Here is a 25025-nt window from a genome sequence, read left to right as displayed (position 1 = left end):
GAGCCTGCCGCCGCTCTGACCGATCGGCAGCGCCCGCCGCTTCAACCCGCGAACAGCGCGGCCGGCAACCCCGGGCTTGCGATGCGCACCTTGAACAGGCCGCCCGCGAGCGGCTCGGCCTCCAGCTGCTCGGGCGTGAGGCCGCTGCGCGCGGTGCTGATGTAGAGCGTGCACAGGTCCGCATCGCCAAAGGCGCAGTTGGTCACGTTGCTTGCGGGCAGCGTGATGCGGCCGAGCTCGGCGCCGCTCACCGGGTCGTGGCAGCTCACGCAATGGCCGCCCCAGCGCGCGATCCACAGTCGGCCGGCCGCGTCGGTGGTCATGCCGTCGGGCAGGCCTTCGCCCGCGCCGAAGCGCAGCCACACGCGCTTGTTGCGCACCGTGCCGGCCGCGGCATCGAAGTCGTAGGCATAGATGTAGCCTTCGACCGTGGCGTTGAAGTACATCGTGCGTTCGTCGAGCGACCAGGTCGGCCCGTTGGTGACCGCAAAGCCGTCGTCGTGCCGCGAGCAGCGGCCGTCGGCATCGAAGCGATAGAGCGCACCGGTCGGCGCCTGGCAGTCGAAGTCCATGCTGCCGCCCCAGAAGCGGCCCTGCCGGTCGCACTTGCCGTCGTTGAAGCGGTTGCCCGTGCGCTCGGTCTCGGGCTGGTGCAGGTAGCGCGGCGCGGCGTCGGCGGCCGGGTCGAACAGCGCGAGGCCGCGGCGCAGCGTGACGATCAGCCCCGGCGCCTCGGCGCGCTCGGCCAGTGCGGTGATCTCCTCGTCGAACTGCCAGCTGCGGCGCCCGCCGTCGCGCGGGTCGTGGCGGTAGAGCCGGTGCTCGAGGATGTCGACCCAGTACAGCGCCTGCTCGCGCACCGACCACAGCGTGCCCTCGCCGAGCGTCGCGCCCGCGGGCCACAGGCATTCGGGCTGGCCGAGGATGGTCGGTGCGGTGAGCGCGCTGCCGCTGTTGTCGTGGTTCATGTGCTTGTCTCCTTCTTCGTTGTTGTCTGTCACGCGGCCTTGACGCGGCGGATCGTATCAAGGCATATTGATAATAGAAATTGCGATTTATGGCATCGATAGATATTGAATTTGCAATGTCACTGCCAACCGCTTGGAGATGCCTCCCTTGACGACTGATTCACCGGAAAAGCCATCGATCCACCCCAGTCTGGCGGGGCGCACCGTGTTCGTGACCGGCGGCGGCAGCGGCATCGGCGCGGCCATCGTGGCGGCGTTCGCCGCTCAGGGCGCCCGCGTGGCGTTCATCGACATCGCCGAGGCCGCAAGCGCGGCACTTGCCGAGCGCATCGCCGCAGCGGGCCATGCGGCGCCGTGGTGGCGCAGCTGCGACGTGCGCGACATCGGCGCGCTGCAGCAGGCCATGGCCGACGCGGCGGCCGAGCTCGGCGACTTCGCGGTGCTGGTCAACAACGTCGCGAGCGACGACCGCCACACGCTCGAATCGGTCACGCCCGACTACTACGACAACCGCATGGCCATCAACGAGCGGCCGGCGCTGTTCGCGATCCAGTCGGTGGTGCCGGGCATGCGGCGCCTGGGCTTCGGCGCGGTCATCAACCTGGGCTCGACGGGCTGGCAGACCAAGGGCTCGGGCTACCCCTGCTACGCGATCGCCAAGTCGTCGGTCAACGGCCTCACGCGCGGGCTGGCGGTGGAGCTGGGCCGCGACCGTATCCGCATCAACACGGTGTCGCCGGGCTGGGTGATGACCGAGCGCCAGGTGAACCTCTGGCTCGACGACGAGGGCGAGAAGGCGCTGCACCGCAACCAGTGTCTGCCCGACAAGCTGATGCCCGACGACATCGCACGCATGGTGCTGTTCCTCGCATCGGACGACGCGAAGATGTGCACGGCGCAGGAGTTCACGGTGGACGCCGGCTGGACCTGATCAGTCCATCTCGAGCTTGCGTCCGTAGACGCTGAGGCTCGCCGTCTTCAAAGCCTTCATCATCACCTTCGCCGCCGGCGACAGCAGCCGGTCGGTGCGCGTGATGATGCCGAACGCGTCCATGTGGCAGGGCATGTCGAGCGGTAGCAGCGACACGATGCCGTGCGCCGCGTAGTAGCGCGCCACGTCGCTCGCGAGCACCGCCACCATATCGCTCTGCTGCAGCATGCGCGTGATGAAAAGCAGGGCAGGGCTCTCGATGATGTTGGCGGGCGGCGCCAGGCCTTCCTCCTGGAACATCAGCTCGAAGCGGTGGCGCAGCACGCTGCCCGCGGGCGGCACGATCCAGCCGGCGCCCACCACGTCGCGCAGCGTGAGTCCGCTCACGCCCAGCAGCGGATGGCCGGGGCGCACCAGCGCGCACACCGGCTCCTCGGCCAGCGCCTCGTAGCGCAGTTGCGACTTGTCGTGCTCGGCGAAGAGCCGCGCCACCAGGATGTCGAGCTTGCCCTGCGCGAGCCGCTCCATCAGCACCGCGCTGGTCTCGATCTCGAGCGACACGCGCAGGTCGGGCTGCTCGCGCTTGACGATCGCCACGGCGGGCGGCATCAGCGTGATGCCCGGCGCGGTGATCGCGCCCACGTTCACCTGGCCGAAGCGGCCGGCCTTGAGCGCGGTGAGCTCGTCGTGCGCCTGGTTCAGGCTCGCGAGCGCCACGCGCGCATGGCGGATCATGGTTTCGCCGTACCAGGTCGGGCGCATGCCGCGCGGCAGGCGCTCGAACAGCGGCACCTCGAGCACGTCCTCCAGGTCCTTCAGCAGCTTGGAGGCCGCAGGCTGCGTCATGTTCAGCACCTGCGCCGCGCGGTGGATGTTGCCTTCCTCCGCCAGCGCCACGAGCAGCAGCAGTTGCCGCGTCTTGAGGCGCGCGCGGATGAACCAGTGGTTGTAGTTGTTCATGGCTTTTGGTTGCTTGCCTAGCGGCTTGGAACTTTGGGCTGACGGGTTTTCCAGAATCCGTCGATTGATATCCATTTTGTCGAAAAAATGATTGGATCGATATCAATATCGTTCATAGACTCTCGCCACTTCAAAAACGAGAGACAAAGGTCAACGCACCGTGATCCACGGCGAGCTTCACCAGAACGTGCGGCAGTACATCAATGGCCGCTGGGAGACCAGCGCGACCACGGGTGTGAGCGCCAATCCCTCGGACACCAGCGAAGTGGTGGCCGAGTACGCGCGCGCCGACCGGCGGCAGGTGGAGTTCGCGGTCCGTGCCGCGGCCGATGCCTTCGGCCACTGGAGCCACAGCGCGCCGCAGCGCCGCGCCGACGTGCTCGATCGCATCGGCACCGAACTGCTGGCGCGCCGCGACGAGTTGGGCCTGCTGCTGGCGCGCGAGATCGGCAAGACCCTGCCCGAGGCGGTGGCCGAGGCCGCGCGTGCGGGGCAGATCTTCAAGTTCTTCGCGGGTGAGGCGCTGCGCGGCGGCGGCGAGAACATGGCCTCGCTGCGTGCGGGCGTGCAGGTCGACGTGACGCGCGAACCCGTGGGCGTGACGGGGCTCATCACGCCCTGGAACGCGCCGCTCGCGGTGCCCGCGGGCAAGATCGCACCGGCGCTGGCGCACGGCAACAGCGTGGTGTTCAAGCCGGCCGAGCTGGTGCCGGCCTGCGGCTGGGCGCTGGCCGAGATCATCAGCCGCGCCGGGTTGCCCGCGGGCGTGTTCAACCTCGTGATGGGCAGCGGGCGCGAGGCCGGCCAGGCCCTGGTCGACAGCCCGCTGGTCGATGCGCTGAGCTTCACGGGCGCGGCACGCAACGGCGAACGCATCCTGCAGGCGGCGGCCGCGCGGCGCGCCAAGGTGCAGCTCGAGATGGGCGGCAAGAACGCGCTCGTGGTGCTGGCCGATGCCGACATCGACCATGCGGTCGACTGCGCGGTGCAGGGCGCCTACTTCTCCAACGGCCAGCGCTGCACCGCGTCGAGCCGGCTCATCGTCGAGGCTGCTGTGCACGACGTGTTCGTGGCGCGGCTGCGCGAGCGCCTCAAGGCACTGCGCATCGGCCATGCGCTGGAGCGCGGCATCGACGTCGGCCCGCTGGTCGACGAGGTGCGGCTCGCGCGCAGCCTGGCCTGGGTCGGGATCGCGCGCGAAGAAGGCGCCGAGCATGTCTGGGGCGGCGAGCCGCTCGTGCGCGCCACGGCGGGCCACTACATGAGCCCCGCGCTGTTCCTTGCGCAACCCGGCCACCGCATCGCACGCGAGGAGGTCTTCGGCCCGCTGGCTTGCGTGCTGCGCGCAGCCGACTACGACGAGGCGCTGGCGCTGTGCAACGACACGCCCTCGGGTTTGAGCGCGGGCATCTGCACCAACTCGCTCAAGCACGCGATGCATTTCAGGCGCCATGCCGAAGTGGGCATGACGATGGTCAATCTGCCGACCGCGGGGGTGGACTTCCACGTGCCCTTCGGCGGCCGCAAGGGGTCGGGCTACGGGCCGCGCGAACAAGGGCGCCACGCCGCGGAGTTCTACACGACGGTCAAGACCGGCTACATGCGGGCCTGACCACCACCACCAAGGCTTTCCAGCAGGCTCACAGCAAGAAAGAAGGAGACATCCCATGACACTCAATCGCCGCACCCTCAACATCGCATTGGCCGCCGCTTCGCTCGGCGGACTGCTGCCCGCCAGCGCGCTGGCGCAGAAGAAGATCGTGCTGGGCTTCAGCCAGGTCGGCGCCGAAAGCGAATGGCGCACCGCCAACACCGAGTCGATCAAGTCCTCGGCCAAGGAAGCCGGCATCGAGCTCAAGTTCTCCGATGCGCAGCAGAAGCAGGAGAACCAGATCAAGGCCATCCGCTCGTTCATCGCGCAGAGGGTCGACGTGATCGCCTTCTCGCCGGTGGTGGAGTCGGGTTGGGAGACGGTGCTGCGCGAGGCCAAGGCCGCGAAGATCCCGGTGGTGCTGACCGACCGCGCGGTCAACGCCAAGGACGATTCGCTCTACGTCACCTTCATGGGCTCGGACTTCGTCGAGGAAGGCCGCAAGGCCGGCCGCTGGCTGGTCGAGAAGATGAAGGACCAGAAGGGCGAGGTCAACATCGTCGAACTGCAGGGCACCGTGGGCTCGGCCCCGGCCATCGACCGCAAGAAGGGCTTCGAGGAGATCGTCAAGGCCGATCCCAAGTTCAAGATCCTGCGCTCGCAGACCGGCGACTTCACGCGCGCCAAGGGCAAGGAGGTGATGGAAGCCTTCCTCAAGGCCGAGGGCAAGAAGATCAACGTGCTGTACGCGCACAACGACGACATGGCCATCGGCGCGATCCAGGCGATCGAGGAAGCGGGCCTGAAGCCCGCGAAGGACATCACGATCATCTCGATCGACGCGGTCAAGGGCGCCTTCGAGGCCATGATCGCCGGCAAGCTCAACGTGTCGGTGGAGTGCAGCCCGCTGCTCGGGCCGCAGCTCATGAGCGCGGTGAAGGACATCAAGGCCGGCAAGACGCTGCCCAAGCGCATCGTGACCGAGGAAGGCATCTTCCCGATGGAAGTCGCCGCAAAAGAATTCCCGAATCGAAAGTACTGAGGACGGACATCCAATGAAACGCAGCAACTTCCTCAAGGCCTCCCTGGCCGTCGTGGCGCTGGCCGCCGCCGGTCTCGCGCCGCTCGCCCACGCGCAGGACAAGGGCCCGATCGCCATCTCGATGCCCACCAAGTCGTCGGCGCGCTGGATCGCCGACGGCGCCAACATGGTCAAGTACTTCAAGGAGAAGGGCTACAAGACCGACCTGCAGTACGCCGATGACGACATCCCGAACCAGCTCGCGCAGATCGAGAACATGGTGACCAAGGGCGCGAAGGTGCTGGTGATCGCGGCGATCGACGGCACCACGCTGTCGGACGTACTGCAGAAGGCGGCCGACAGGGGCGTGAAGGTCATTGCCTACGACCGGCTCATCAAGGGCTCGAAGAACGTCGACTACTACGCGACCTTCGACAACTTCCAGGTCGGCGTGCTGCAGGCGCAGTCGATCGAGGCGGCGCTGGGCCTGAAGAGCGGCAAGGGGCCGTTCAACATCGAGCTCTTCGGCGGCTCGCCCGACGACAACAACGCCTTCTTCTTCTACAACGGCGCGATGTCGGTGCTGGAGCCCTACATCAAGAGCGGCAAGCTCGTGGTGCGCAGCAAGCAGATGGGCATGGACAAGGTCGGCACCTTGCGCTGGGACGGTGCGGTGGCGCAGTCGCGCATGGACAACCTGCTGTCGGCCTTCTATTCCACCAACCGCGTCGACGCGGTGCTCTCGCCGTACGACGGGCTCTCGATCGGCATCATCTCGTCGCTCAAGGGCGTGGGCTACGGCTCGGCCTCGCAGCCGATGCCGGTGGTCTCGGGCCAGGACGCCGAGATCCCATCGGTCAAGTCGATCCTGCGCAAGGAGCAGACATCGACCGTGTTCAAGGACACGCGCGAGCTTGCCAAGGTGACCGTGGCCATGGTCGACGCGATGCTCTCGGGAAAGACGCCCGAGGTCAACGACACCCAGACCTACAACAACGGCATCAAGGTGGTGCCCTCGTACCTGCTGAAACCGGTGAGCGTGGACGGCGGCAACTGGAAGCAGGTGCTGGTCGATAGCGGCTACTACAAGGAAACCCAGGTCAAGTGAGCACCGCCATGGCAGCCGGCGCGCCGCGCATCCTCGAGATGCGCGGCATCACCAAGACCTTCCCGGGCGTGAAGGCGCTCGCCGACGTGAACCTGGCGGTGCGCGCCGGAGAGATCCATGCGGTGGTGGGCGAGAACGGCGCGGGCAAGTCGACGCTCATGAAGGTGCTGAGCGGCGTGTACCCGTGCGATTCGTACACCGGCGAGATCCACTTCGAGGGCGCGCTGCGCCGCTTCCGCGGCATCGCCGACAGCGAGAAGCTCGGGATCATCATCATCCACCAGGAGCTCGCGCTGGTACCGCTGCTCTCGATCGCCGAGAACATCTTCCTCGGCAACGAGATCGCGCGCGGCGGCGTGATCGACTGGTTCGCGGCCTACGCCAAGACGCGCGCGCTGCTCGCCAGGGTCGGCCTCGCGGAGTTGCCGACCACGCTGGTGACCGATCTCGGCGTGGGCAAGCAGCAACTGGTGGAGATCGCGAAGGCGCTGGCCAAAGAGGTCAAGCTGCTGATCCTCGACGAGCCGACCGCGAGCCTGAACGAGAACGACAGCGACGCGCTGCTGGCGCTGCTGCTCGAACTCAAGCGCCAGGGCATCGCGTCGATCCTGATCTCGCACAAGCTCAACGAGATCGCCAAGGTGGCCGATTCGATCACCGTGCTGCGCGACGGCGCCACGGTCGAGACGATCGACTGCCGCGCCGGACCGGTCAGCGAGGACCGCATCATCCGCGGCATGGTCGGGCGCGACATGGCGCACCGCTATCCCGAGCGCACGCCGCGCATCGGCGAGACCGTGTTCGAGGTGCGCGACTGGCGCGTGCACCATGCGCTGCACGCAGAGCGCGAGCAGATCAAGGGCGTGAACCTGCAGGTGCGCCGCGGCGAGATCATCGGCATCGCGGGGCTCATGGGCGCGGGCCGCACCGAGTTCGCGATGAGCGTGTTCGGCCGCTCGTACGGCCAGCGCATCAGCGGCACGGTGCTGATGCACGGCCAGCCGGTGGACGTGGGCACGGTGCGCAAGGCCATCGACCACGGCATCGCCTACGTGACCGAAGACCGCAAGGGCCTGGGCCTGGTGCTCGACGAGAGCATTCAGAAGAACGTGAGCCTCGCGAACCTGCCGGCGGTGGCTAAAGCCATGGTGATCGACGACACGCGCGAGTTCGCGGTGGCCAACGACTACCGCAAGGCGCTGCGCATCCGCTCGCCCGGCGTGTCGCAGGCCGTGGTCAACCTGTCGGGCGGCAACCAGCAGAAGGTGGTGCTGAGCAAGTGGCTCTTCACGCAGCCCGAGCTGCTGATCCTCGACGAACCCACGCGCGGCATCGACGTGGGCGCCAAGTACGAGATCTACACCATCATCGACCAGCTCGCGAGCGAGGGCAAAGGCATTCTCATGATTTCTTCCGAACTGCCGGAGCTGCTCGGCATGTGCGACCGCATCTACGTGATGAACGAGGGCCGCTTCGTGGCCGAGTTTCCGGCCGCCGAGGCCTCGCAGGAGCGCATCATGCACGCCATCGTGAGCGCGGGGAGTTCCGTCCATGACGCCGCCTGACGCCGAAGCGGTGAACGCCGCCATGCCTGCTGCCGCCGCGCCGCGCGGGGTGCATGCCGGGTTCCTCAAGAACAACCTGCGCGAATACGGCATGCTGATCTCGCTGGTCGCGATCATGGTGCTGTTCCAGGTGCTGACCGACGGCACCTTGCTGCGCCCGCTGAACCTCACGAACCTGCTGCTGCAGAACAGCTACATCGTCATCATGGCGCTCGGCATGCTGCTGGTGATCGTGGCCGGGCACATCGACCTGTCGGTAGGCTCGGTCTGCGGCTTCATCGGCGCGCTCGCAGCGGTGCTGATGGTCGAGTACGAATGGCATTTCGTGCCGGCGGCCGTGCTCGGCATCGTGGCGGGTGCCCTGATCGGCGCCGCGCAGGGCTGGTTCGTCGCGTTCCGCAGGATCCCGTCGTTCATCGTCACGCTCGCGGGCATGCTGGTGTTCAAGGGGCTCACGCTCGCACTGCTCGCGGGACAGTCTGTGGGGCCGTTTCCCGAGACCTTCCAGCGGCTCAGCTCGGGCTTCATCCCCGACCCGCTGGGCGGTGAGGGCGGGACGCTGCGCGTCACCTCGCTGGTGGTGGGCGCGGTGGCCGCGGCGGCGCTGGTGTTCTTCAAGCTGCGCGGACGCGCCCGGCTCGCCGCGCACGGCATGGAGACCGAGCCCTACGCCTTCTTCCTCGTGAAGAACGTGTTCTTCGCGGCGATCATCCTGTTCTTCAGCTACCTGCTCTCGACCTACAAGGGCCTGCCCAACGTGCTGATCGTGATGGCGGTGCTGATCGTGGCCTACGACTTCGTCACCAACCGCACCACGGTCGGCCGGCGCATCTATGCGCTCGGCGGCAACGAGAAGGCCGCGCGGCTGTCGGGCGTGAAGACGCAGTGGCTCGCCTTCCTGACCTTCGTGAACATGGGCGCGCTCGCGGCGCTCGCGGGCCTGGTGTTCGCGGCCCGGCTCAACACCGCCACGCCGAAGGCGGGCCTCGGCTTCGAGCTCGACGTGATCGCGGCCTGCTTCATCGGCGGCGCTTCGGCCTCGGGCGGCGTGGGCAAGGTCATGGGCGCGGTGATCGGCGCCTTCATCATGGGCGTGATGAACAACGGCATGTCGATCATGGGAATCGGCATCGACTACCAGCAGGTGATCAAGGGGCTGGTGCTGCTCGCGGCCGTGTTCATCGACGTCTACAACAAGAACAGGCAGGCATGAGCGGCAGCAGCCTTCCACCCGTGCTCGAACTGCGCGGCATCGGCAAGCAGTTCGGCGGCATTGCCGTGCTGCGCGACGTGCAGCTGAGCCTGCGCGCGGGCGAGATCCATGCGCTCATGGGACAGAACGGCGCGGGCAAGTCGACGCTGATCAAGGTGCTCACGGGCGTGCTCGCCTCGGAGGGCGGCGAGATGCGGCTCGATGGCCGGCCGATCCGGCCGGGCTCGCCGCTCGAGGCGCAGAAGCTCGGCATCAGCACCGTCTACCAGGAGGTCAACCTGTGCCCGAACCTCTCGGTGGCCGAGAACATCTTCGCGGGCCGCTACCCGCGCCGCGGCGCGGCTCAGGGCTTTCGCATCGACTGGGCGGCGGTGAACCGGCGCGCCGCCGAGCTGCTGGCGCGCATCGGGCTCGAGATCGACGTGACGCGCCTGTTGTCGAGCTACTCGGTGGCGGTGCAGCAGATGGTGGCCATTGCGCGCGCGCTCGGCGTGTCGTCGAAGGTGCTGATCCTCGATGAACCGACCTCGAGCCTCGACGACGACGAGGTGGAGAAGCTGTTCGCGGTGCTGCGGCGACTGCGCGGCGAAGGGCTCGCGATCGTCTTCGTGACGCATTTCTTCAACCAGGTGTATGCGGTGTCGGACCGCATCACGGTGCTGCGCAACGGCGCGTGGGTGGGCGAATGGCACACCGCCGAGCTCGGCCCGCAGGCGCTGATCGCGGCCATGCTCGGGCGCGAGCTGGCGGCGCAGTCGGCGCACCCGGCCGCGCTGCCGGCGCTGGACGAAGCCGCGCCCGCGCTGCTGCACGCCGAGGGGCTCGCGCAGGCGGGGCAGCTGCAGCCGGTCGATCTGCGCGTGCGCGCGGGCGAAGTGGTGGGCATCGCGGGCCTGCTGGGCGCGGGCCGCACCGAGCTGGCGCGGCTGCTGTTCGGCCTGGAGGCACCGGACCGCGGCGTGCTCAAGGTCGACGGGCGCGCGATGCGCTTTTCGAGCCCGGCCGATGCGATCCGCCAGGGCTTTGCGCTCTGCCCCGAAGAGCGCAAGACCGACGGCATCGTCGCCGAGCTGTCGGTGCGCGAGAACATCGCGCTCGCGCTGCAGGCCCGGCTCGGCGCCCGGCGCTTCCTCTCGCAGGCCGAGCAGACCGCGCTGGCCGAGCGCTTCGTGGCGTCGCTGGGCATCAAGACCGCGAGTGTCGAGACACCGATCGGTCTGCTGTCGGGCGGCAACCAGCAGAAGGCGATGATCGCGCGCTGGCTTGCCACCGAGCCGCGCCTCCTGATCCTCGACGAGCCCACGCGCGGCATCGACGTGGCGGCCAAGCAGGAGATCATGGAGGAGATCCTGCGGCTCGCGCGCGCGGGCATGGCGGTGGTCTTCATCTCGTCGGAGATGAGCGAGGTGGTGCGCGTGGCGCACCGCATCGTGGTGCTGCGCGACCGGCAGAAGGTGGGCGAGCTCCCGGGCGGATCGACCGAGGACGAGGTCTACGAAATGATTGCCTCGGTATGAACCCGCGCGAGGCCGCGTGCCCCCATCCCAACCTTCCCCCAAAGGGGGAAGGAGCAAGGCAGCCAACCCCATGAACCGCCTCTCCGCCCTCATGCATCACCGTCTCGCCTGGCCCCTCATCACGCTGTTGCTGCTGCTCGCCGTCAACACCGCGTTCAACGCCAGCTTCCTGCACCTCGAGTGGCGCGACGGCCATCTCTACGGCAGCCTGATCGACATCGTGAACCGCGCGGCGCCGCTGGTGCTGGTGTCGCTCGGCATGACGCTCGTGATCGCCACGCGCGGCATCGACATCTCGGTGGGTGCGACGGTGGCGATCGCGGCGGCCGTGGCCGCCTGGATGATCGGCGGCTCGGTGGCGAGCGACGTGAGCCGGTTCCCGATGTGGCTCGCGATCCTGGCGGCGATCGCCGTCGCGCTGCTGTGCGGCCTGTGGAACGGGCTGCTGGTCGCCAAGGTCGGCATGCAGCCGATCATCGCGACGCTGATCCTCATGGTGGCGGGGCGCGGCATCGCGCAGCTCATCACCGACGGGCAGATCATCACCATCTACTACAAGCCCTTCTTCTTTCTCGGCAGCGGCCATCTCCTGGGCCTGCCGTTCGCGGTGTTCATCGTGGCGGCGGTGTTCGCGCTGCTCTACCTTGCGATCACGCGCACCGCGCTCGGCCTGTTCATCCAGGCCGTGGGCATCAACCCCACGGCTGCGCGCGTGGCGGGGGTGCAGGCGAAGCGGCTGGTGATCGGCGCCTATGCGTTCTGCGGTGTCTGCGCAGGCATCGCGGGCCTGTTGATCAGCTCCAACGTCAAGAGCGCCGACGGCAACAACGCGGGCCAGCTGCTCGAGCTCGACGCGATCCTCGCGGTGACGCTCGGCGGCACGGCGCTCACGGGCGGGCGCTTCAGCCTCGTGGGCAGCGTGATCGGCGCGCTGATCATCCAGACGCTGACCTATGCGATCTACTCGATGGGCGTGCCGCCGGAGATCAACCTCGTAGTCAAGGCGGCGGTGGTGTTCGCGGTGATGCTGCTGCAGTCGCCGGAGTTCAGGGCGGAGGTCCGCACGCTCGTGCAGCGGCCGGTGCATGACGGGAGCAGGGCATGAGCGCGGTGATCGAGACGAGCGCTGCACCCTCACCCCAACCCTCTCCCGCGCGCGGGAGAGGGGGCAAGCGCGGGCTCAATCCGAAGTACCTGCCGTTGACGGCGACCATCTCGCTCTTCATGCTGATGGCCACGCTGGGCTCGGTGTTCTACGACGGCTTCTTCTCGGCGCAGGTGTTCCTGAACCTGCTGATCGACAACGCCTTCCTGATCGTGGTGGCGGTCGGCATGACCTTCGTGATCCTCTCCGGCGGCATCGACCTGTCGGTCGGTTCGGTGATCGCGCTCACGACCATGGTGTCGGCCGCGCTGGTCGAGAAGCACGGCTGGAGCCCCGCGGTCGTCATTCCGCTGGTGCTCGCGATGGGAACGGCCTTCGGCGCGTTCATGGGCCTGCTGATCGAGCGCTATCGGCTGCAGCCCTTCATCGTCACGCTGGCGGGCATGTTCCTCGCGCGGGGACTGTGTTACCTGATCAGCATCGACTCGATCAGCATCACGCACGCGTTCTATTCGGAGGTGTCGCAGATCCGCATTCCGGTCTGGGGCGAGGCCTCGCTGTCGATCAGCGCGGTGATCGCCATCGCAGTGCTGCTGGCCGCCGTGTTCATCGCGCACTGCACGCCCTTCGGCCGCGCGGTGTACGCCATCGGCGGCAGCGCGCATTCGGCCATGCTGATGGGCCTGCCGGTGCGCCGAACGCTGGTGGGCGTGTACACGCTGTCGGGCCTGTGCTCGGCGCTCGCGGGCGTGATCTTCACTTTCTACATGCAGTCGGGCTACGGCCTGCATGCGATGGGGCTCGAGCTCGACGCCATCGCCGCCGTGGTGATCGGCGGCACGCTGCTGACCGGCGGCGTGGGCTATGTCGCGGGCACGCTGTTCGGCGTGCTGATGCTCGGGATCATCCAGACGCTGATCTCCTTCGACGGCACCCTGAGCTCGTGGTGGACGCGCATCGTCGTGGGCGCACTCCTGTTCGTGTTCTGCCTGCTGCAGCGCTTCTTCACCTCGCGCGCCCCGCGCCACTGAGACTTTCATGACAACAAAGAAATTGCGCTCGACCGAATGGTTCGGCTCCGCCGACAAGAACGGCTTCATGTACCGCAGCTGGATGAAGAACCAGGGCATCCCCGACCACGAGTTCGATGGACGCCCGATCGTCGGCATCTGCAACACCTGGTCGGAGCTCACGCCGTGCAACGCCCACTTCCGCAAGATTGCCGAGCACGTGAAGCGCGGCATCTCGGAGGCGGGTGGCTTTCCGGTGGAGTTTCCGGTGTTCTCGAACGGCGAATCGAACCTGCGGCCGACCGCGATGCTCACGCGCAACCTCGCGAGCATGGACGTGGAAGAAGCGATCCGCGGCAATCCGGTCGATGCGGTGGTGCTGCTCACGGGCTGCGACAAGACCACGCCGGCGCTGCTGATGGGCGCGGCGAGCTGCGACATCCCGGCCATCGTGGTCACCGGCGGACCGATGCTCAACGGCAAGCTCGACGGCAAGAACATCGGCTCGGGCACGGCCGTGTGGCAGCTGCACGAATCGCTGAAGGCCGGCGAGATCGGCCTGCACCAGTTCCTGTCGGCCGAGGCGGGCATGTCGCGTTCGGCCGGCACCTGCAACACCATGGGCACCGCCTCGACCATGGCCTGCATGGCCGAGGCACTGGGCACCTCGCTGCCGCACAACGCGGCGATCCCGGCCGTCGACGCGCGGCGCTACGTGCTCGCGCAGATGTCGGGCATGCGCGCGGTCGATATGGCCAAGGAAGGCCTCACGCTGTCGAAGATCCTCACGCGCGAGGCGTTCGAGAACGCGATCCGCGTGAATGCGGCGATCGGCGGCTCGACCAACGCGGTGATCCACCTGAAGGCCATCGCCGGGCGCATCGGCGTGCCGCTCGAGCTCGAAGACTGGACGCGCATCGGCAGCCACACGCCGACCATCGTCGACCTGATGCCTTCGGGCCGCTTCCTGATGGAAGAGTTCTACTACGCAGGCGGGCTGCCGGCCGTGCTGCGGCGCCTGGGCGAGAACGGCCTGCTGCCGCACCCGGGCGCGCTCACCGTCAACGGCCACTCGATCTGGGACAACGTGCGCGAGGCGCCGAGCCTCGACGACGAGGTGATCCGCCCGCTCGACCGGCCGCTGATCGCCGACGGCGGCATTCGCATCTTGCGCGGCAACCTGTCGCCGCGCGGCGCTGTGCTCAAGCCTTCGGCCGCATCGCCCGAACTGCTCAAGCATCGCGGCCGCGCCGTGGTGTTCGAGAACCTCGAGCACTACAAGGCGCGCATCGTCGACGAATCGCTCGAAGTCGACGCCAGCTCGGTGCTCGTGATGAAGAACTGCGGCCCCAAAGGCTACCCTGGCATGGCCGAGGTCGGCAACATGGGCCTGCCGCCCAAGCTGCTGCGCCAGGGCATCAAGGACATGGTGCGCATCTCCGACGCGCGCATGAGCGGCACGGCCTACGGCACGGTGGTGCTGCACGTCGCACCCGAGGCGGCCGATGGCGGCCCGCTCGCGGCGGTGCGCGACGGCGACTGGATCGAGCTCGACTGCGATGCAGGCCGCCTGCACCTGGACATCAGCGACGAGGAACTCGCCGCGCGCCTGGCGGCGCTGTCGGCCTCCGACGTGCAGCCGATGAGCACGCGCGGCGGTGGCTACCAGAAGCTCTACGTCCACCACGTGCTGCAGGCCGACGAGGGCTGCGATTTCGACTTCCTGGTCGGCTGCCGAGGCTCTGCCGTTCCCCGCCATTCACACTGATTCACCATGAACAATCCCCGTTATCGCGGCATCTTCCCGGTGGTGCCCACCACCTTCACCGAACAGGGCACGCTCGACCTCGACAGCCAGAAGCGCTGCGTCGACTTCATGATCGACGCGGGCTCCGACGGGTTGTGCATCCTCGCGAACTTCTCGGAGCAGTTCGTGCTGTCGGACGAGGAGCGCGAGGTGCTCACGCGCACCATCCTCGACCACGTGAAAGGCCGCGTGCCGGTGATCGTGACCACCACGCACTACAGCACCCGGGTCTGCGCCGAGCGCAGCCGCCGCGCGCAGGACATGGGTGCGGCGATGCTGATGGTGATGCCGCCCTACCATGGCGCGACCTTCCGCGTGCCCGAGCCGCAGATCTTCGAGTTCTACGCGGGGCTGTCCGACGCGGTGGGCATCCCGATCATGGTCCAGGACGCGCCCGCGAGCGGCACCGTGCTGTCGGCGGCCTTCCTCGCGCGCATGGCGCGTGAGATCGAGCAGGTGGCGTACTTCAAGATCGAGACGCCCGGTGCCGCATCGAAGCTGCGCGAACTGATCCGCCTCGGTGGCGATGCGGTCGAGGGACCCTGGGACGGCGAGGAGGCCATCACGCTGATGCCCGACCTTGATGCGGGCGCCACCGGGTCGATGACCGGCGGCGGCTATCCCGATGGCATCCGGCCGATCATCGAGGCGCACCGCGCGGGCGATCGCGACCGTGCCTTCGCGCTCTACCAGCAGTGGCTGCCGCTGATCAACTACGAGAACCGCCAGGCCGGCCTGCTCGCTTGCAAGGCGCTCATGAAGGAGGGCGGCGTGATCGCTTGCGAGGCACCGCGCCATCCGCTGCCGGCGCTGCACCCCGACACGCGCGCAGGCCTGATCGAAACCGCCAGGCGGCTCGATCCTCTGGTGCTGCGCTGGGGGCGTTGAAGAAGAAAAAAAGAAGACGCGGAAGCGTCTCAGGGCTTCTCGAGTTCGCTGACCTGCAGCGACAGATCGAACAGCTTCGACTTGCTCGCGTAGTAGCGGTCGAGCCGCCATTCCTTCAGGATGTCGATCGCGAGTTCGAAGCTCTTGTAATCGAGGTTGTAGAGGGTGACCAGTTCGAAGCTGCGCTCCGATTCGAGCGCCAGCACGAGCTGGGCCAGGATCTTGGCCGATTCATTGGCCGGGTCCGTTTCGATGAATCGGCGGGCGACCTTGATGGCATTCATTGGAAAGTGTTCCTCGGTAGGCAGAGACCGGGAACTATAGCTATCAGTGCGCCAGGCTTTATGACAGTCCTGTGACAGTCCAAGGCCATGCCCTGCGGCAGTGGCCTTGGCCATCGCGCGAAACGCTCAGCGTGCGGGATACGGTGCTGGATAGGGTGCGGGCGCCGGGTACGCCGCGGGCGGCGGCATGCGCTCGACCGGTGCGACGATCGCTGGCGCCGGCGCGCGCGAGGGCGCAGGCATCGGTGCAGGCATCGCCGCGGGCGCGGGCATGACGACCGTGGTGACCGATTCGCGGATCACGCCGCCGCCCATCACGCTGCCACTGACCCGGGCGTCGGTGTTGCCGCTGTCGCCGAGCACGCGCGCCTCGCAGGCCGAGCGGTCGGCGGGCGGCTGCAGGTTGCAGCGCGCGAGCGCATTGGCGCGGAAGTCGGGTGCACTGGTCAGGCCGCCGCGCGCGGCTTCCTGGCGCGCGGCGCCGGCTTCGCGAATGCAGGCCGCACGGTCCTGTTGGTTGTGGCCGCAAACGGCGAGTTCCTGCTGGTAGGTGGAACCGCCTTGGCGCGACTGGGCCGAGGCCGGCGCCACGGCGGCTGACAGACCGCCGACTGCGATCAGGGCGGCGATCATCGAACGGGCGTGAAGACTGTTGTTCATGGTGTGCTCCTTGGCGTGACCTGAAACGAAAGGAAGCGCATTCAGCGCGCGGGGGATGCCGGTTGCGCCGGCAGCGGTGTCACCGTTTCGCGGATGACGCCACCGCCCATCACGCTGCCCTCGGTGCTGGTGCGCGCGCCGCCTTGCAGGCGCGCTTCGCAGTCGGCGCGGTCGGCCGCGGGCTGCTCGCGGCAGCGTGCCAGGGCATTGGCGTCGTAGCGGCCCGGGCTCGCGCTGGTCAAGCCGCTGCGCGCCGCCTCCTGGCGGGCGGCACCCGCTTCACGCAGGCAGGCTGCGCGGTCCTGCTGGACGCCGTCGCAGGTGGCGCGCTCCTGGCGCATCGTGTCGGCGCTGCCGGCGGGTGCCTGGGCCCGCGCCAGCGAGGTGCCGGCCGCGAGAATGACCACACTGGCCGCGAAGAAGGCGGCAGCGGAAAGGCGGGATACGGAACGGGCTCTTGTTCTCATCGGGTGCTCCTGGTTGGGCCACGCCCTCCGAAGAGGGCACGACCGGAGCGCCAGTCTGGGGCCGCTGGCCCAGCGGCCCCTGTGGGACGGCACAGACAGCAGCCCCGGCCGGACTCGCCGCTGCATGTGGGACTGGTCCGGCATGCGCGCCCCGAAGGCGCTCCGGGGATCAAGCCTCCGAAATGCGCTTGGCCAGGTGCGCGAGCGCTTCGTCCACCTGGTCGACCAGGACCAGCGCCAGGTCGCCCGGCTGCAGCCGCGCCAGCGCAGTGTCGATGGCGATGAACTCGCCGCGGATCTCGTCGATGTAGCTCGTGCGCTGCGCACCCTGCAGTCCCTGGCGCAGGAGCGCCATCACCTCGCCGTCGGCGCGGCCGCGCTGCGCGGCATCCTGGTAGAGGATGACTTCGTCGAAGGCCTGCCCGAGGATCGCGGTCTGGTCGCGGATGTCGCAGTCGCGCCGGTCGCCGGCGCCGCTGATCACCACCGAGCGCTTGTTCGCGGGCATGGTGTCGACCGCCGACACCAGCGCACGCATTGCGTCGGTGTTGTGGCCGTAGTCGGCGATCACCGTGGCGCCGCGGTAGTCCATGACGTTGAAGCGCCCGGGCACGCCGGCCGCGTCGTTCATGAAGCTGGCGAGGCCGCTGCGGATCGTGTCCCAGTCGAGGCCCACGGCCCAGGCCGCAGCCACGGCGGCCATCACGTTGTCGACCTGGAAGCCGATGGTGCCGTTGCGCGTGATCGGCACGTCGCGCAGTGCGATGCGCTCGCGCCACGAGCCCTCGGCCGCAATCAGCGCGTCGTTGTCGACGTAGACGGTGCGCTTGCCCTGTGCGCGATGCGTGGCCATCACCGGATGCTGCCGGTCGGCCGCGAAGAAGATCACATGGCCGGGGCAGCCCGCGGCCATCGCGGCCACGTTCGCGTCGGCCGCATTGAGCACCGCATAGCCTTCGGGCGCGACGTTGCGCACGATCACGCGCTTGAGCACCGCAAGGTCTTCGACCGTGGTGATGTAGTTCAGGCCCAGGTGGTCGCCGCTGCCGATGTTGGTGACCACGGCCACCTGGCAGCGATCAAAGCCGAGGCCCTCGCGCAGCACGCCGCCGCGCGCCACCTCGAACACCGCCGCATCGACGTCGGGGTGCAGCAGCACGTTGCGCGCGCTCTTCGGGCCGCTGCAGTCGCCGCTGTCGGTCTGGCGCCCGTCGACGTACACGCCGTCGGTGTTGGTCATGCCGGTGCGCAGGCCGCTCGATGCGAGCAGGTGGTTGACGAGGCGCGCGCTGGTGGTCTTGCCGTTGGTGCCGGTCACGGCCACCACGGGGATGCGGCCGTCGTCGCCGGGTGCGAAGAGGGTGTCCATGACGGCCTCGCCAACGGCGCGGCCGCGGCCGAACGAGGGCGAGATGTGCATGCGCAGGCCGGGTGCGGCGTTGACTTCGACCACGCCGCCGTGCTGCTCCTCGAGCGGGCGCAGCACGTTCTCGCACACCATGTCGACGCCGCAGATGTGCAGCCCGACCATCTGCGCCGCATCGACCGCGCGCGCGGCCACTTCGGGGTGCACGGTGTCAGTCACGTCGGTGGCGGTGCCGCCGGTGGAGAGGTTGGCGTTGTTGCGCAGCACCACGCGCTGGCCGCGCTCGGGCACGCTGTCGGGCGTGAGGCCCTGCGCCTCGAGCCGGCCGACGGCGATGTCGTCGAGGCGGATCTTGGTGAGCGAGGTGGCATGCCCTTCGCCGCGCCGCGGATCGAGGTTCACCGCATCGACGAGCTGGCGCACCGTGGCGCTGCCGTCGCCGATCACGTGCGGCGGGTCGCGCCGTGCCGCGGCCACGAGGCGGTCGCCCACCACGAGCAGGCGGAAGTCGAAGCCCGGCAGGAACTTCTCGACCATCACCTCGCCGTACGCGGCGGCCGATTCGTAGGCGGCCGTGAGCTGTTCGCGCGTGGTGATGTTGACCGTGACACCCTTGCCCTGGTTGCCGTCCTGCGGCTTCACCACCACGGGCAGTCCGATCTCCATGGCAGCGGCCCAGCCGTCGTCGGCATCGGCCACGGGGCGGCCCAGCGGCACCGGCACGCCCGCGGCATTGAGCAACTGCTTGGTGAGCTCCTTGTCCTGCGCGATCGATTCGGCCACGCCGCTGGTGCTGTCGATCTCGGCGGCCTGGATGCGGCGCTGGCGCGAGCCCCAGCCGAACTGCACCAGGCTGCCGCTCGTGAGCCGGCGGTAGGGAATGCCGCGCGCCACGGCGGCGTCGACGATGGCGCCGGTGCTCGGGCCCAGGCGCTCCGATTCGTCGAGGTCGCGCAGCTCCGTGAGGGCGGCGGTCGCGTCGAAAGGCGTGTCGTAGAGGGCGGCGGTGAGCAGCGCCTCGGCGAGCGCGAGCGCGCGGCGGCCGACCTCTTCCTCGGTGTACTGGACCACGACCTGGTAGACGCCGTCTTCGAGCGTGGGCGAGGTGTGGCCGAAGTTGACGGCGCAGCCGGCCTGCGCCTGCAACGCCACGGCCGCGTTCTCGAGCACGTGGGCCAGCGCCAGCGGCTGGCCCAGCACCATCGGATGCAGCTCGCCGATGGTCGGAAAGCGCGCGCGCAGGCGGGCCTCGAAACCGGCCAGGCGGCTGATGGCGTTCTCGTCGCCTTCGCAGGCGACCACCGCTTCGATCGCGGTGTGGCGGCTCCAGAGATTGGGCCCGCGCAGGGCGCGGAGACGGGTGACTTTCATGGACGGCGACGCGGTTGGGTTCAGGCGAGCTGCGGTTGAACGGGGAGCGGCGGGCTCTGCGACAGCTGCAGCGACGCGAGCGCTGCCTGCAGGTCGGCTTCGAAGGCTTCGACGCCGGCGCCGATGAGGTTGAGCGGAATGCCCAGCGCCCAGGCCGCCGCCACGGCGGCGAGCAGGCTCTCGAGGCCGACGCCCACGTGCGTGGCGCGCCAGACGGTCAGGCGGCCGAGCCCCGGCAGGAACGATTCGCTGCTGCCGTTGGCCAGCACCACGCGGTCCTGGCGCACCAGCACGGCCTTGCCGCCCGCGCCCTGGTGCGCGGCCAGCGCCGGCGCCTGCGCGTCGGCCGCATACAGGATGACGGCGCCGTCGCACAGCGGCGCGAGGCCGGCCACGCGCGCATCGCCGGCATTGAGCACGGCGGTGCCTTCGGCGAGCACCACGTCGACCTGCGTGCGCAGCACCTTGACCATTTGCTCGCTGTCGGTGATGTCGAAATCGCCGAGCGCCTCGGCGCCGTCCAGGTCGGTCACGATGCCGACTTCGCAGCGGTCGTACGCGAGGCCGTGGCGCAAGATGGTCTCGGCGCCGTTCTCGATCACCACTGCCTGCACGGCGCGGTTCATGAGCAGGCGGCGCCCGGCGTCCCAGTTGGCGCTGTCGCGCGCATCGACGCGGCGGCGCTCGAGGAACAGGCCGTCGCGGCAGGCCAGGCCGGTGTGGCGGCCGCCAAGGTCGATGAGCCAGGCCACCAGCCGCGCGAGCACGGCGGTGTCGCGCGAGCCCGCGACGCCCACCACCGGGATGCGGCCCGGCGCGTCGTTCGGAAACAGGTGGTCGCAGATCGCGCGGCCCACCGGACGCGGCGAGCCGACAGCCGGCTTCAGGTGCATCAGCAGTCCGGGGCCGGCATTCACTTCGACGATGGCGCCGCGCTGCGGGCCGAGCGGCTTGCCGATGTCCTCGGCCACGAGGTCGATGCCTGCGATGTCCAGGCCGACCACGCGGGCGGCCAGCACGGCGGCGTGCGCCACTTCGGGGTGGACCTGGTCGGTGCAGTCGTTGGCCATGTTGCCGTTGCGCTGGATCGTGACCACGCGGCCGGCGGCGGGCACCGCATCGCCGTCGAGTTCCTGGCGCTTGAGTTCGAGCTGCAGTTTGGCGTCGGTCGTCAGCACGATCAGGTCGAGCGGAAATTCTTCTTCGGCGCCGCGGCGCGGGTCGCTGTTGAGCTGCTTGTCGATCAGCTCGGCCACGGTGCTGCGGCCATCGCCGGTCACGGTGATGATCTCGCCGCGCGCTGCGGCCACCACTTCGCCGCCCACCACCAGCAGGCGGTGCTCATGGCCACGGATGAAGCGCTCGACCATCACGTCGCTGCCCTCGGGCTCGGCCACGGCGAAGGCGGCCATGACTTCTTCGCGCGTGGTCAGTTCGAGCGACACGCCGCGGCCGTGGTTGGCGTCCGAGGGCTTGACCGCCACCGGCACGCCGATGTCCTCGGCCGCTTCCCAGGCTTCCTCGGCGCTGGCCACGACCCGGCCTTCGGGCACAGGCACGCCGCAGCTCGCGAGCAGCGACTTGGTGAGCTCCTTGTCGCTCGCGATCGATTCGCCGATGGCGCTGGTGTAGTCGGTCTCGGCGGTCCAGATGCGCTGCTGGCTCGCGCCATAGCCCAGCTGCACGAGGTTGCCGCTGTTGAGCCGCATGTGCGGGATGCCGCGGTCGGTGGCGGCGGCCACGATGGCCGCGGTGCTCGGCCCGAGGTAGCAGTCCTCGACCTTGGCCTTGACCGCATCGACGGCCTTCTGCACGTCGGCGGCGGCGAACGGATCGGCGTTGATGGCGGCCATCAGCAGGCGATGGCCCTCGGCCAGCGCCACGCGGGCCACCTGTTCGTCGCGCGCGCGGAACACCATGCGGTAGACGCCGTGCGCCGAGGTGCTGCGGGTTTGCCCGAAGCCCGTGGGCATGCCCGCCAGGTTGAGCAGTTCGATCACCACGTGCTCGAGCACGTGGCCGGCCCAGGTGCCTTCGGTCAGGCGCTGGATGAAGCCGCCGCGCTCGCCGACACCGCAGTGGTGTTCGATCAGCGCCGGCAGCAGGCCCGTGAGGCGGGCGGTGAAGCCGTCGATCTTGTTGGACGGAAAGTCTTCCAGCGCCCCCAGGTCGAGCCAGACCTCGAGCACGGGCCGGTAGGTCCAGAGGTTCGGTCCGCGCAAATAGTTGATGCGCAGCAGGCGGATGTCGTCGAAACGGGTCATGCAAACGTTCGATGTGCTTTGGCCGAGCACCGCGGCGCCTTCAAGCGCGCCCATGGCGATCGGTCAGAATCGGCGCCCCGCGAAGGGCGTCATGGCGCGGTTGTAGTGAACCGCGACGGGCAAGAGTCAAATCAACACGATGCAACATCACGATCCAGTCGGCACCCGGGAGGGTGAAGATACAGAGACGGCGGCTTCAGCCGCGCTGAAAAGCCGCCTCGCAGCCGCCGAAAACGTTCTGGTCACACTGGCGGTTGACCTCGACGAAGAACTTAGGTTTACCTCCGGCCTGCTGGCCCTGACCGACCGGCGCCTGGTGGCGCTCGGCCCGGCCGGCCAATGGTGTGAGTGGCCACTGTCCGATTTGGGACTGACGTTGCGTCTGAACGACCATGCCGGCGTCGGCACGCTCGACCTCGCCGGCGCCGCCGGGCTGCTGGCGCGCTGGCGCTACACCCTGGTGCACCAGCCGGCCGCGCTGAAACTGCTGAAAATCTTCGGGCAGCGCGCGAATGGCGCCGCTGTCGCTGAGGCGACAGCCGAAGCCGACGGCGACGAGGCCGCGGTCGACACCGAGCTGCAGACGCCGCCATCGACCTGGGTGCTGCTGCGCCTGGGCCGCTTCGCGCGACCTTACCGCAAACAGCTGATCGCGGGCTTCGTGCTGACCCTAATCTCCACGGCCGCCAGCCTGGTGCCGCCGTACCTGACCATCCCGCTGATGGACGACATCCTGATTCCGTTCCAGAACGGACAGACGATCGACCCGTCGCGCGTGGCGCTGTACCTCGGCGGCTTGCTCGGCGCGGCGCTGCTCGGCTGGGGCCTGGGCTGGGCGCGCACCTACCTGCTCGCGCTGGTCTCGGAGCGCATCGGCGCCGACCTGCGCACCAGTACCTACGAGCACCTGCTGACGCTGCCGCTCGACTATTTCGGCGGCAAGCGCACCGGCGACCTGATGGCGCGCATCGGTTCGGAGACCGACCGCATCAACGTGTTCCTGTCGCTGCACGCGCTCGACTTCGCCAACGACGTGCTGATGATCGTGATGACCGCGACCATCCTGTTCTCGATCAACCCGCTGCTCGCCGTGGTCACGCTGGTGCCGCTGCCCTTCATCGCCTGGATGATCCACGTGGTGCGCGACCGGCTGCGCACCGGCTTCGAGAAGATCGACCGCGTCTGGTCCGAGGTGACCAACGTGCTGGCCGACACGATCCCGGGCATCCGCGTGGTCAAGGCCTTTGCGCAGGAGCGCCGCGAGGCCGAGCGCTTCCGCGTCGCCAACGCCTACAACCTGCAGGTCAACGACAAGCTCAACCGGACCTGGTCGCTGTTCACGCCCACCGTGTCGCTGCTGACCGAGATCGGGCTGCTCGTGGTCTGGGGCTTCGGCATCTGGCAGGTGGCGCGCGGCAGCATCACGGTGGGCGTGCTCACCGCGTTCATCGCGTACATCGGGCGCTTCTACACGCGGCTCGACTCCATGAGCCGCATCGTCTCGGTCACGCAGAAGGCGGCGGCCGGCGCCAAGCGCATCTTCGACATCCTCGACCACGTGAGCAACGTGCCCGAACCCGCGAACCCCGTGAAGGTCCCGCGCGTGCAGGGCCGCATCGAGATGAGCGGGCTGGGCTTTCGCTACGGCTCGCGCGCGGTGATCCACGACCTCGACCTCACGATCGAGCCCGGCGAGATGATCGGCCTGGTGGGCCACAGCGGCTCGGGCAAGAGCACGCTGGTCAACCTGATCTGCCGCTTCTACGACGTGACCGACGGCGCCATCAAGGTCGACGGCACCGACATCCGGCGCTTCGCGGTGGCCGACTACCGGCGCCACGTGGGCCTGGTGCTGCAGGAGCCTTTCCTGTTCTTCGGCACCATTGCGCAGAACATCGCCTACGGCAAGCCCGATGCCACGCGCGAGGAGATCGTGGCCGCCGCGCGCGCCGCGCATGCGCACGACTTCATCCTGCGCCTTGCGCACGGCTACGACTCGCTCGTGGGCGAGCGCGGCCAGGGGCTCTCGGGCGGCGAGCGCCAGCGCATCAGCATCGCGCGCGCGCTCTTGATCGATCCGCGCATCCTGATCCTCGACGAGGCAACCTCGGCCGTCGACACCGAGACCGAGAAGGAGATCCAGAAGGCGCTCGACAACCTGGTGCAGGGCCGCACCACCATCGCGATTGCGCACCGCCTCTCGACCTTGCGCAAGGCCGACCGGCTGGTGGTGATGGACCGCGGCGAGGTGGTCGAGGTCGGGCCGCACGACGCGCTGATGGAGAAGCAGGGCGCCTACTGGCGGCTCTACCAGGCGCAGCTGCGGCAGGCCGACGACGACGCGAGCGAAGGCGCCGTCGACGAGCGCGCGGGCGTGCTCGCGCCGCTGATCAGCCACGCGGCCCATCCGGCAGGAGACGCATGAACGCCCACACCCACCCCTCCATCGAACAGGGCTTCACGCTGGAGCGCGACGGCTTCGGCCGGCTGGTGCTGACCGATGCACGCGGCGAGCGCCATGCGGGCGTGACGCCGGTGCGTGCCTTTCCGCTCAGCGCGCCGGGCGAGGGCGTGTCGCTGGTCGGCAGCGACGGCCGCGAGCTGGTCTGGATCGATCGCCTCGAGCAGCTGCCGGCACCGGTGCGCACGCTGCTCGAAGCCGAGCTCGCGGTGCGCGACTTCGCACCCACGCTGCTGCGGCTGCACAGCGTCTCGAGCTTCGGCGTGCCGAGCACCTGGACCGTGAGCACCGACCGCGGCGAGACCCGCTTCGTGCTCAAGGCCGAGGAAGATATTCGCCGGATCGACGGCGGCGCGCTGCTGATCGCGAGCGCGCACGGCGTGCAGTTCCGCATTCCCGATCCCAAGGCGCTGGACCGCGCCTCGCGCAAGCTCCTCGAGCGCTTTCTCTGAAGAAAACGAAACGCAC

Annotated in this window: 20 protein-coding genes; 13 read left to right on the top strand and 7 right to left on the bottom strand. The window is 68.7% G+C overall.

Going from position 1 to position 25025, the window contains the following annotated elements; translation table 11 throughout:
* Positions 1-41 precede the first annotated feature (41 nt).
* Positions 42-968, bottom strand: a complete 927-nt coding sequence (locus AC3A6J_RS22800) for an SMP-30/gluconolactonase/LRE family protein (RefSeq protein WP_487862277.1) — start codon at positions 966-968, stop codon at positions 42-44.
* Positions 969-1116: 148 nt separating this feature from the next.
* On the opposite strand from AC3A6J_RS22800, the gene AC3A6J_RS22795 reads away from it, so the two are divergent.
* Complete coding sequence (locus AC3A6J_RS22795) at positions 1117-1899, top strand: SDR family NAD(P)-dependent oxidoreductase (RefSeq protein ID WP_487862276.1); 783 nt, start codon at positions 1117-1119, stop codon at positions 1897-1899.
* Here AC3A6J_RS22795 and AC3A6J_RS22790 read toward each other — a convergent pair whose 3' ends face one another.
* On the bottom strand, positions 1900-2859 hold the full coding sequence (locus tag AC3A6J_RS22790) for a LysR family transcriptional regulator (protein WP_487862275.1): 960 nt from the start codon (positions 2857-2859) through the stop codon (positions 1900-1902).
* 160 nt (positions 2860-3019) lie between these two features.
* On the opposite strand from AC3A6J_RS22790, the gene AC3A6J_RS22785 reads away from it, so the two are divergent.
* The 10 genes from AC3A6J_RS22785 (at position 3020) to AC3A6J_RS22740 (ending at position 15684) form a co-directional block, all read left to right on the top strand.
* Positions 3020-4471, top strand: coding sequence for an aldehyde dehydrogenase family protein (locus tag AC3A6J_RS22785; RefSeq protein WP_487862274.1), 1452 nt, complete (start codon positions 3020-3022; stop codon positions 4469-4471).
* Positions 4472-4526: 55 nt separating this feature from the next.
* Positions 4527-5492 carry an ABC transporter substrate-binding protein gene (locus tag AC3A6J_RS22780; protein ID WP_487862273.1) on the top strand — a complete coding sequence of 322 codons (966 nt, stop codon included), beginning with the start codon at positions 4527-4529 and terminating at the stop codon, positions 5490-5492.
* Between the two features lie 13 nt (positions 5493-5505).
* Positions 5506-6579 carry a multiple monosaccharide ABC transporter substrate-binding protein gene (gene chvE, locus AC3A6J_RS22775; protein WP_487862272.1) on the top strand — a complete coding sequence of 358 codons (1074 nt, stop codon included), beginning with the start codon at positions 5506-5508 and terminating at the stop codon, positions 6577-6579.
* A gap of 8 nt (positions 6580-6587) precedes the next feature.
* Positions 6588-8144, top strand: a complete 1557-nt coding sequence (gene mmsA, locus AC3A6J_RS22770; RefSeq protein WP_487862308.1) for a multiple monosaccharide ABC transporter ATP-binding protein — start codon at positions 6588-6590, stop codon at positions 8142-8144.
* On the top strand, positions 8131-9357 hold the full coding sequence (gene mmsB / locus AC3A6J_RS22765; RefSeq protein WP_487862271.1) for a multiple monosaccharide ABC transporter permease: 1227 nt from the start codon (positions 8131-8133) through the stop codon (positions 9355-9357). Before mmsA ends, mmsB begins: the two co-directional genes overlap by 14 nt.
* Entirely contained in the window at positions 9354-10874 is a 1521-nt protein-coding gene (locus tag AC3A6J_RS22760; RefSeq protein WP_487862270.1) for a sugar ABC transporter ATP-binding protein, read from the top strand. Before mmsB ends, AC3A6J_RS22760 begins: the two co-directional genes overlap by 4 nt.
* 70 nt (positions 10875-10944) lie before the next feature.
* Entirely contained in the window at positions 10945-11979 is a 1035-nt protein-coding gene (locus AC3A6J_RS22755; RefSeq protein WP_487862269.1) for an ABC transporter permease, read from the top strand.
* Positions 11976-13010 (top strand): galactofuranose ABC transporter, permease protein YjfF, encoded by a 1035-nt coding sequence (gene yjfF, locus AC3A6J_RS22750; RefSeq protein WP_487862268.1) that lies wholly within the window; start codon positions 11976-11978, stop codon positions 13008-13010. Before AC3A6J_RS22755 ends, yjfF begins: the two co-directional genes overlap by 4 nt.
* A 7-nt stretch (positions 13011-13017) precedes the next feature.
* Positions 13018-14757 (top strand): IlvD/Edd family dehydratase, encoded by a 1740-nt coding sequence (locus AC3A6J_RS22745; protein ID WP_487862267.1) that lies wholly within the window; start codon positions 13018-13020, stop codon positions 14755-14757.
* A gap of 6 nt (positions 14758-14763) precedes the next feature.
* Positions 14764-15684, top strand: a complete 921-nt coding sequence (locus AC3A6J_RS22740) for a dihydrodipicolinate synthase family protein (protein WP_487862266.1) — start codon at positions 14764-14766, stop codon at positions 15682-15684.
* Positions 15685-15713: 29 nt separating this feature from the next.
* Here the strand turns inward: AC3A6J_RS22740 and AC3A6J_RS22735 are convergent, their stop codons facing one another.
* From AC3A6J_RS22735 to AC3A6J_RS22715, 5 genes are all read right to left on the bottom strand, one after another.
* The gene (locus AC3A6J_RS22735) at positions 15714-15968 is read right to left on the bottom strand and encodes a hypothetical protein (protein WP_487862265.1); all 255 of its coding nucleotides are present in this window, start codon (positions 15966-15968) and stop codon (positions 15714-15716) included.
* A gap of 126 nt (positions 15969-16094) precedes the next feature.
* Positions 16095-16628: a hypothetical protein gene (locus AC3A6J_RS22730; RefSeq protein WP_487862264.1), complete on the bottom strand. Its 534-nt coding sequence runs from the start codon at positions 16626-16628 to the stop codon at positions 16095-16097.
* 41 nt (positions 16629-16669) lie between these two features.
* Positions 16670-17095: a hypothetical protein gene (locus AC3A6J_RS22725; RefSeq protein WP_487862263.1), complete on the bottom strand. Its 426-nt coding sequence runs from the start codon at positions 17093-17095 to the stop codon at positions 16670-16672.
* 169 nt (positions 17096-17264) lie between these two features.
* Entirely contained in the window at positions 17265-19832 is a 2568-nt protein-coding gene (cphA, locus tag AC3A6J_RS22720) for a cyanophycin synthetase (RefSeq protein ID WP_487862262.1), read from the bottom strand.
* A gap of 20 nt (positions 19833-19852) precedes the next feature.
* On the bottom strand, positions 19853-22096 hold the full coding sequence (locus AC3A6J_RS22715) for a cyanophycin synthetase (RefSeq protein ID WP_487862261.1): 2244 nt from the start codon (positions 22094-22096) through the stop codon (positions 19853-19855).
* 139 nt (positions 22097-22235) lie between these two features.
* Here AC3A6J_RS22715 and AC3A6J_RS22710 point away from each other — a divergent pair, with 139 nt between their 5' ends.
* Together AC3A6J_RS22710 and AC3A6J_RS22705 are read left to right on the top strand one after the other, a co-directional pair.
* A complete protein-coding gene (locus AC3A6J_RS22710) occupies positions 22236-24521 on the top strand; it encodes a cyanophycin metabolism-associated ABC transporter (RefSeq protein ID WP_487862260.1) in 2286 nt (761 codons plus the stop codon).
* Positions 24518-25009, top strand: a complete 492-nt coding sequence (locus AC3A6J_RS22705; protein WP_487862259.1) for a cyanophycin metabolism-associated DUF1854 family protein — start codon at positions 24518-24520, stop codon at positions 25007-25009. The genes AC3A6J_RS22710 and AC3A6J_RS22705 overlap by 4 nt, the downstream gene beginning before the upstream one ends.
* Positions 25010-25025 lie beyond the last annotated feature (16 nt).

The sequence above is a fragment of the Variovorax sp. Soil_C_39 genome (genome assembly GCF_057656815.1).
Note: the sequence above shows the minus strand (reverse complement) of the source record. Positions and strands in the feature narration are given on the sequence as shown.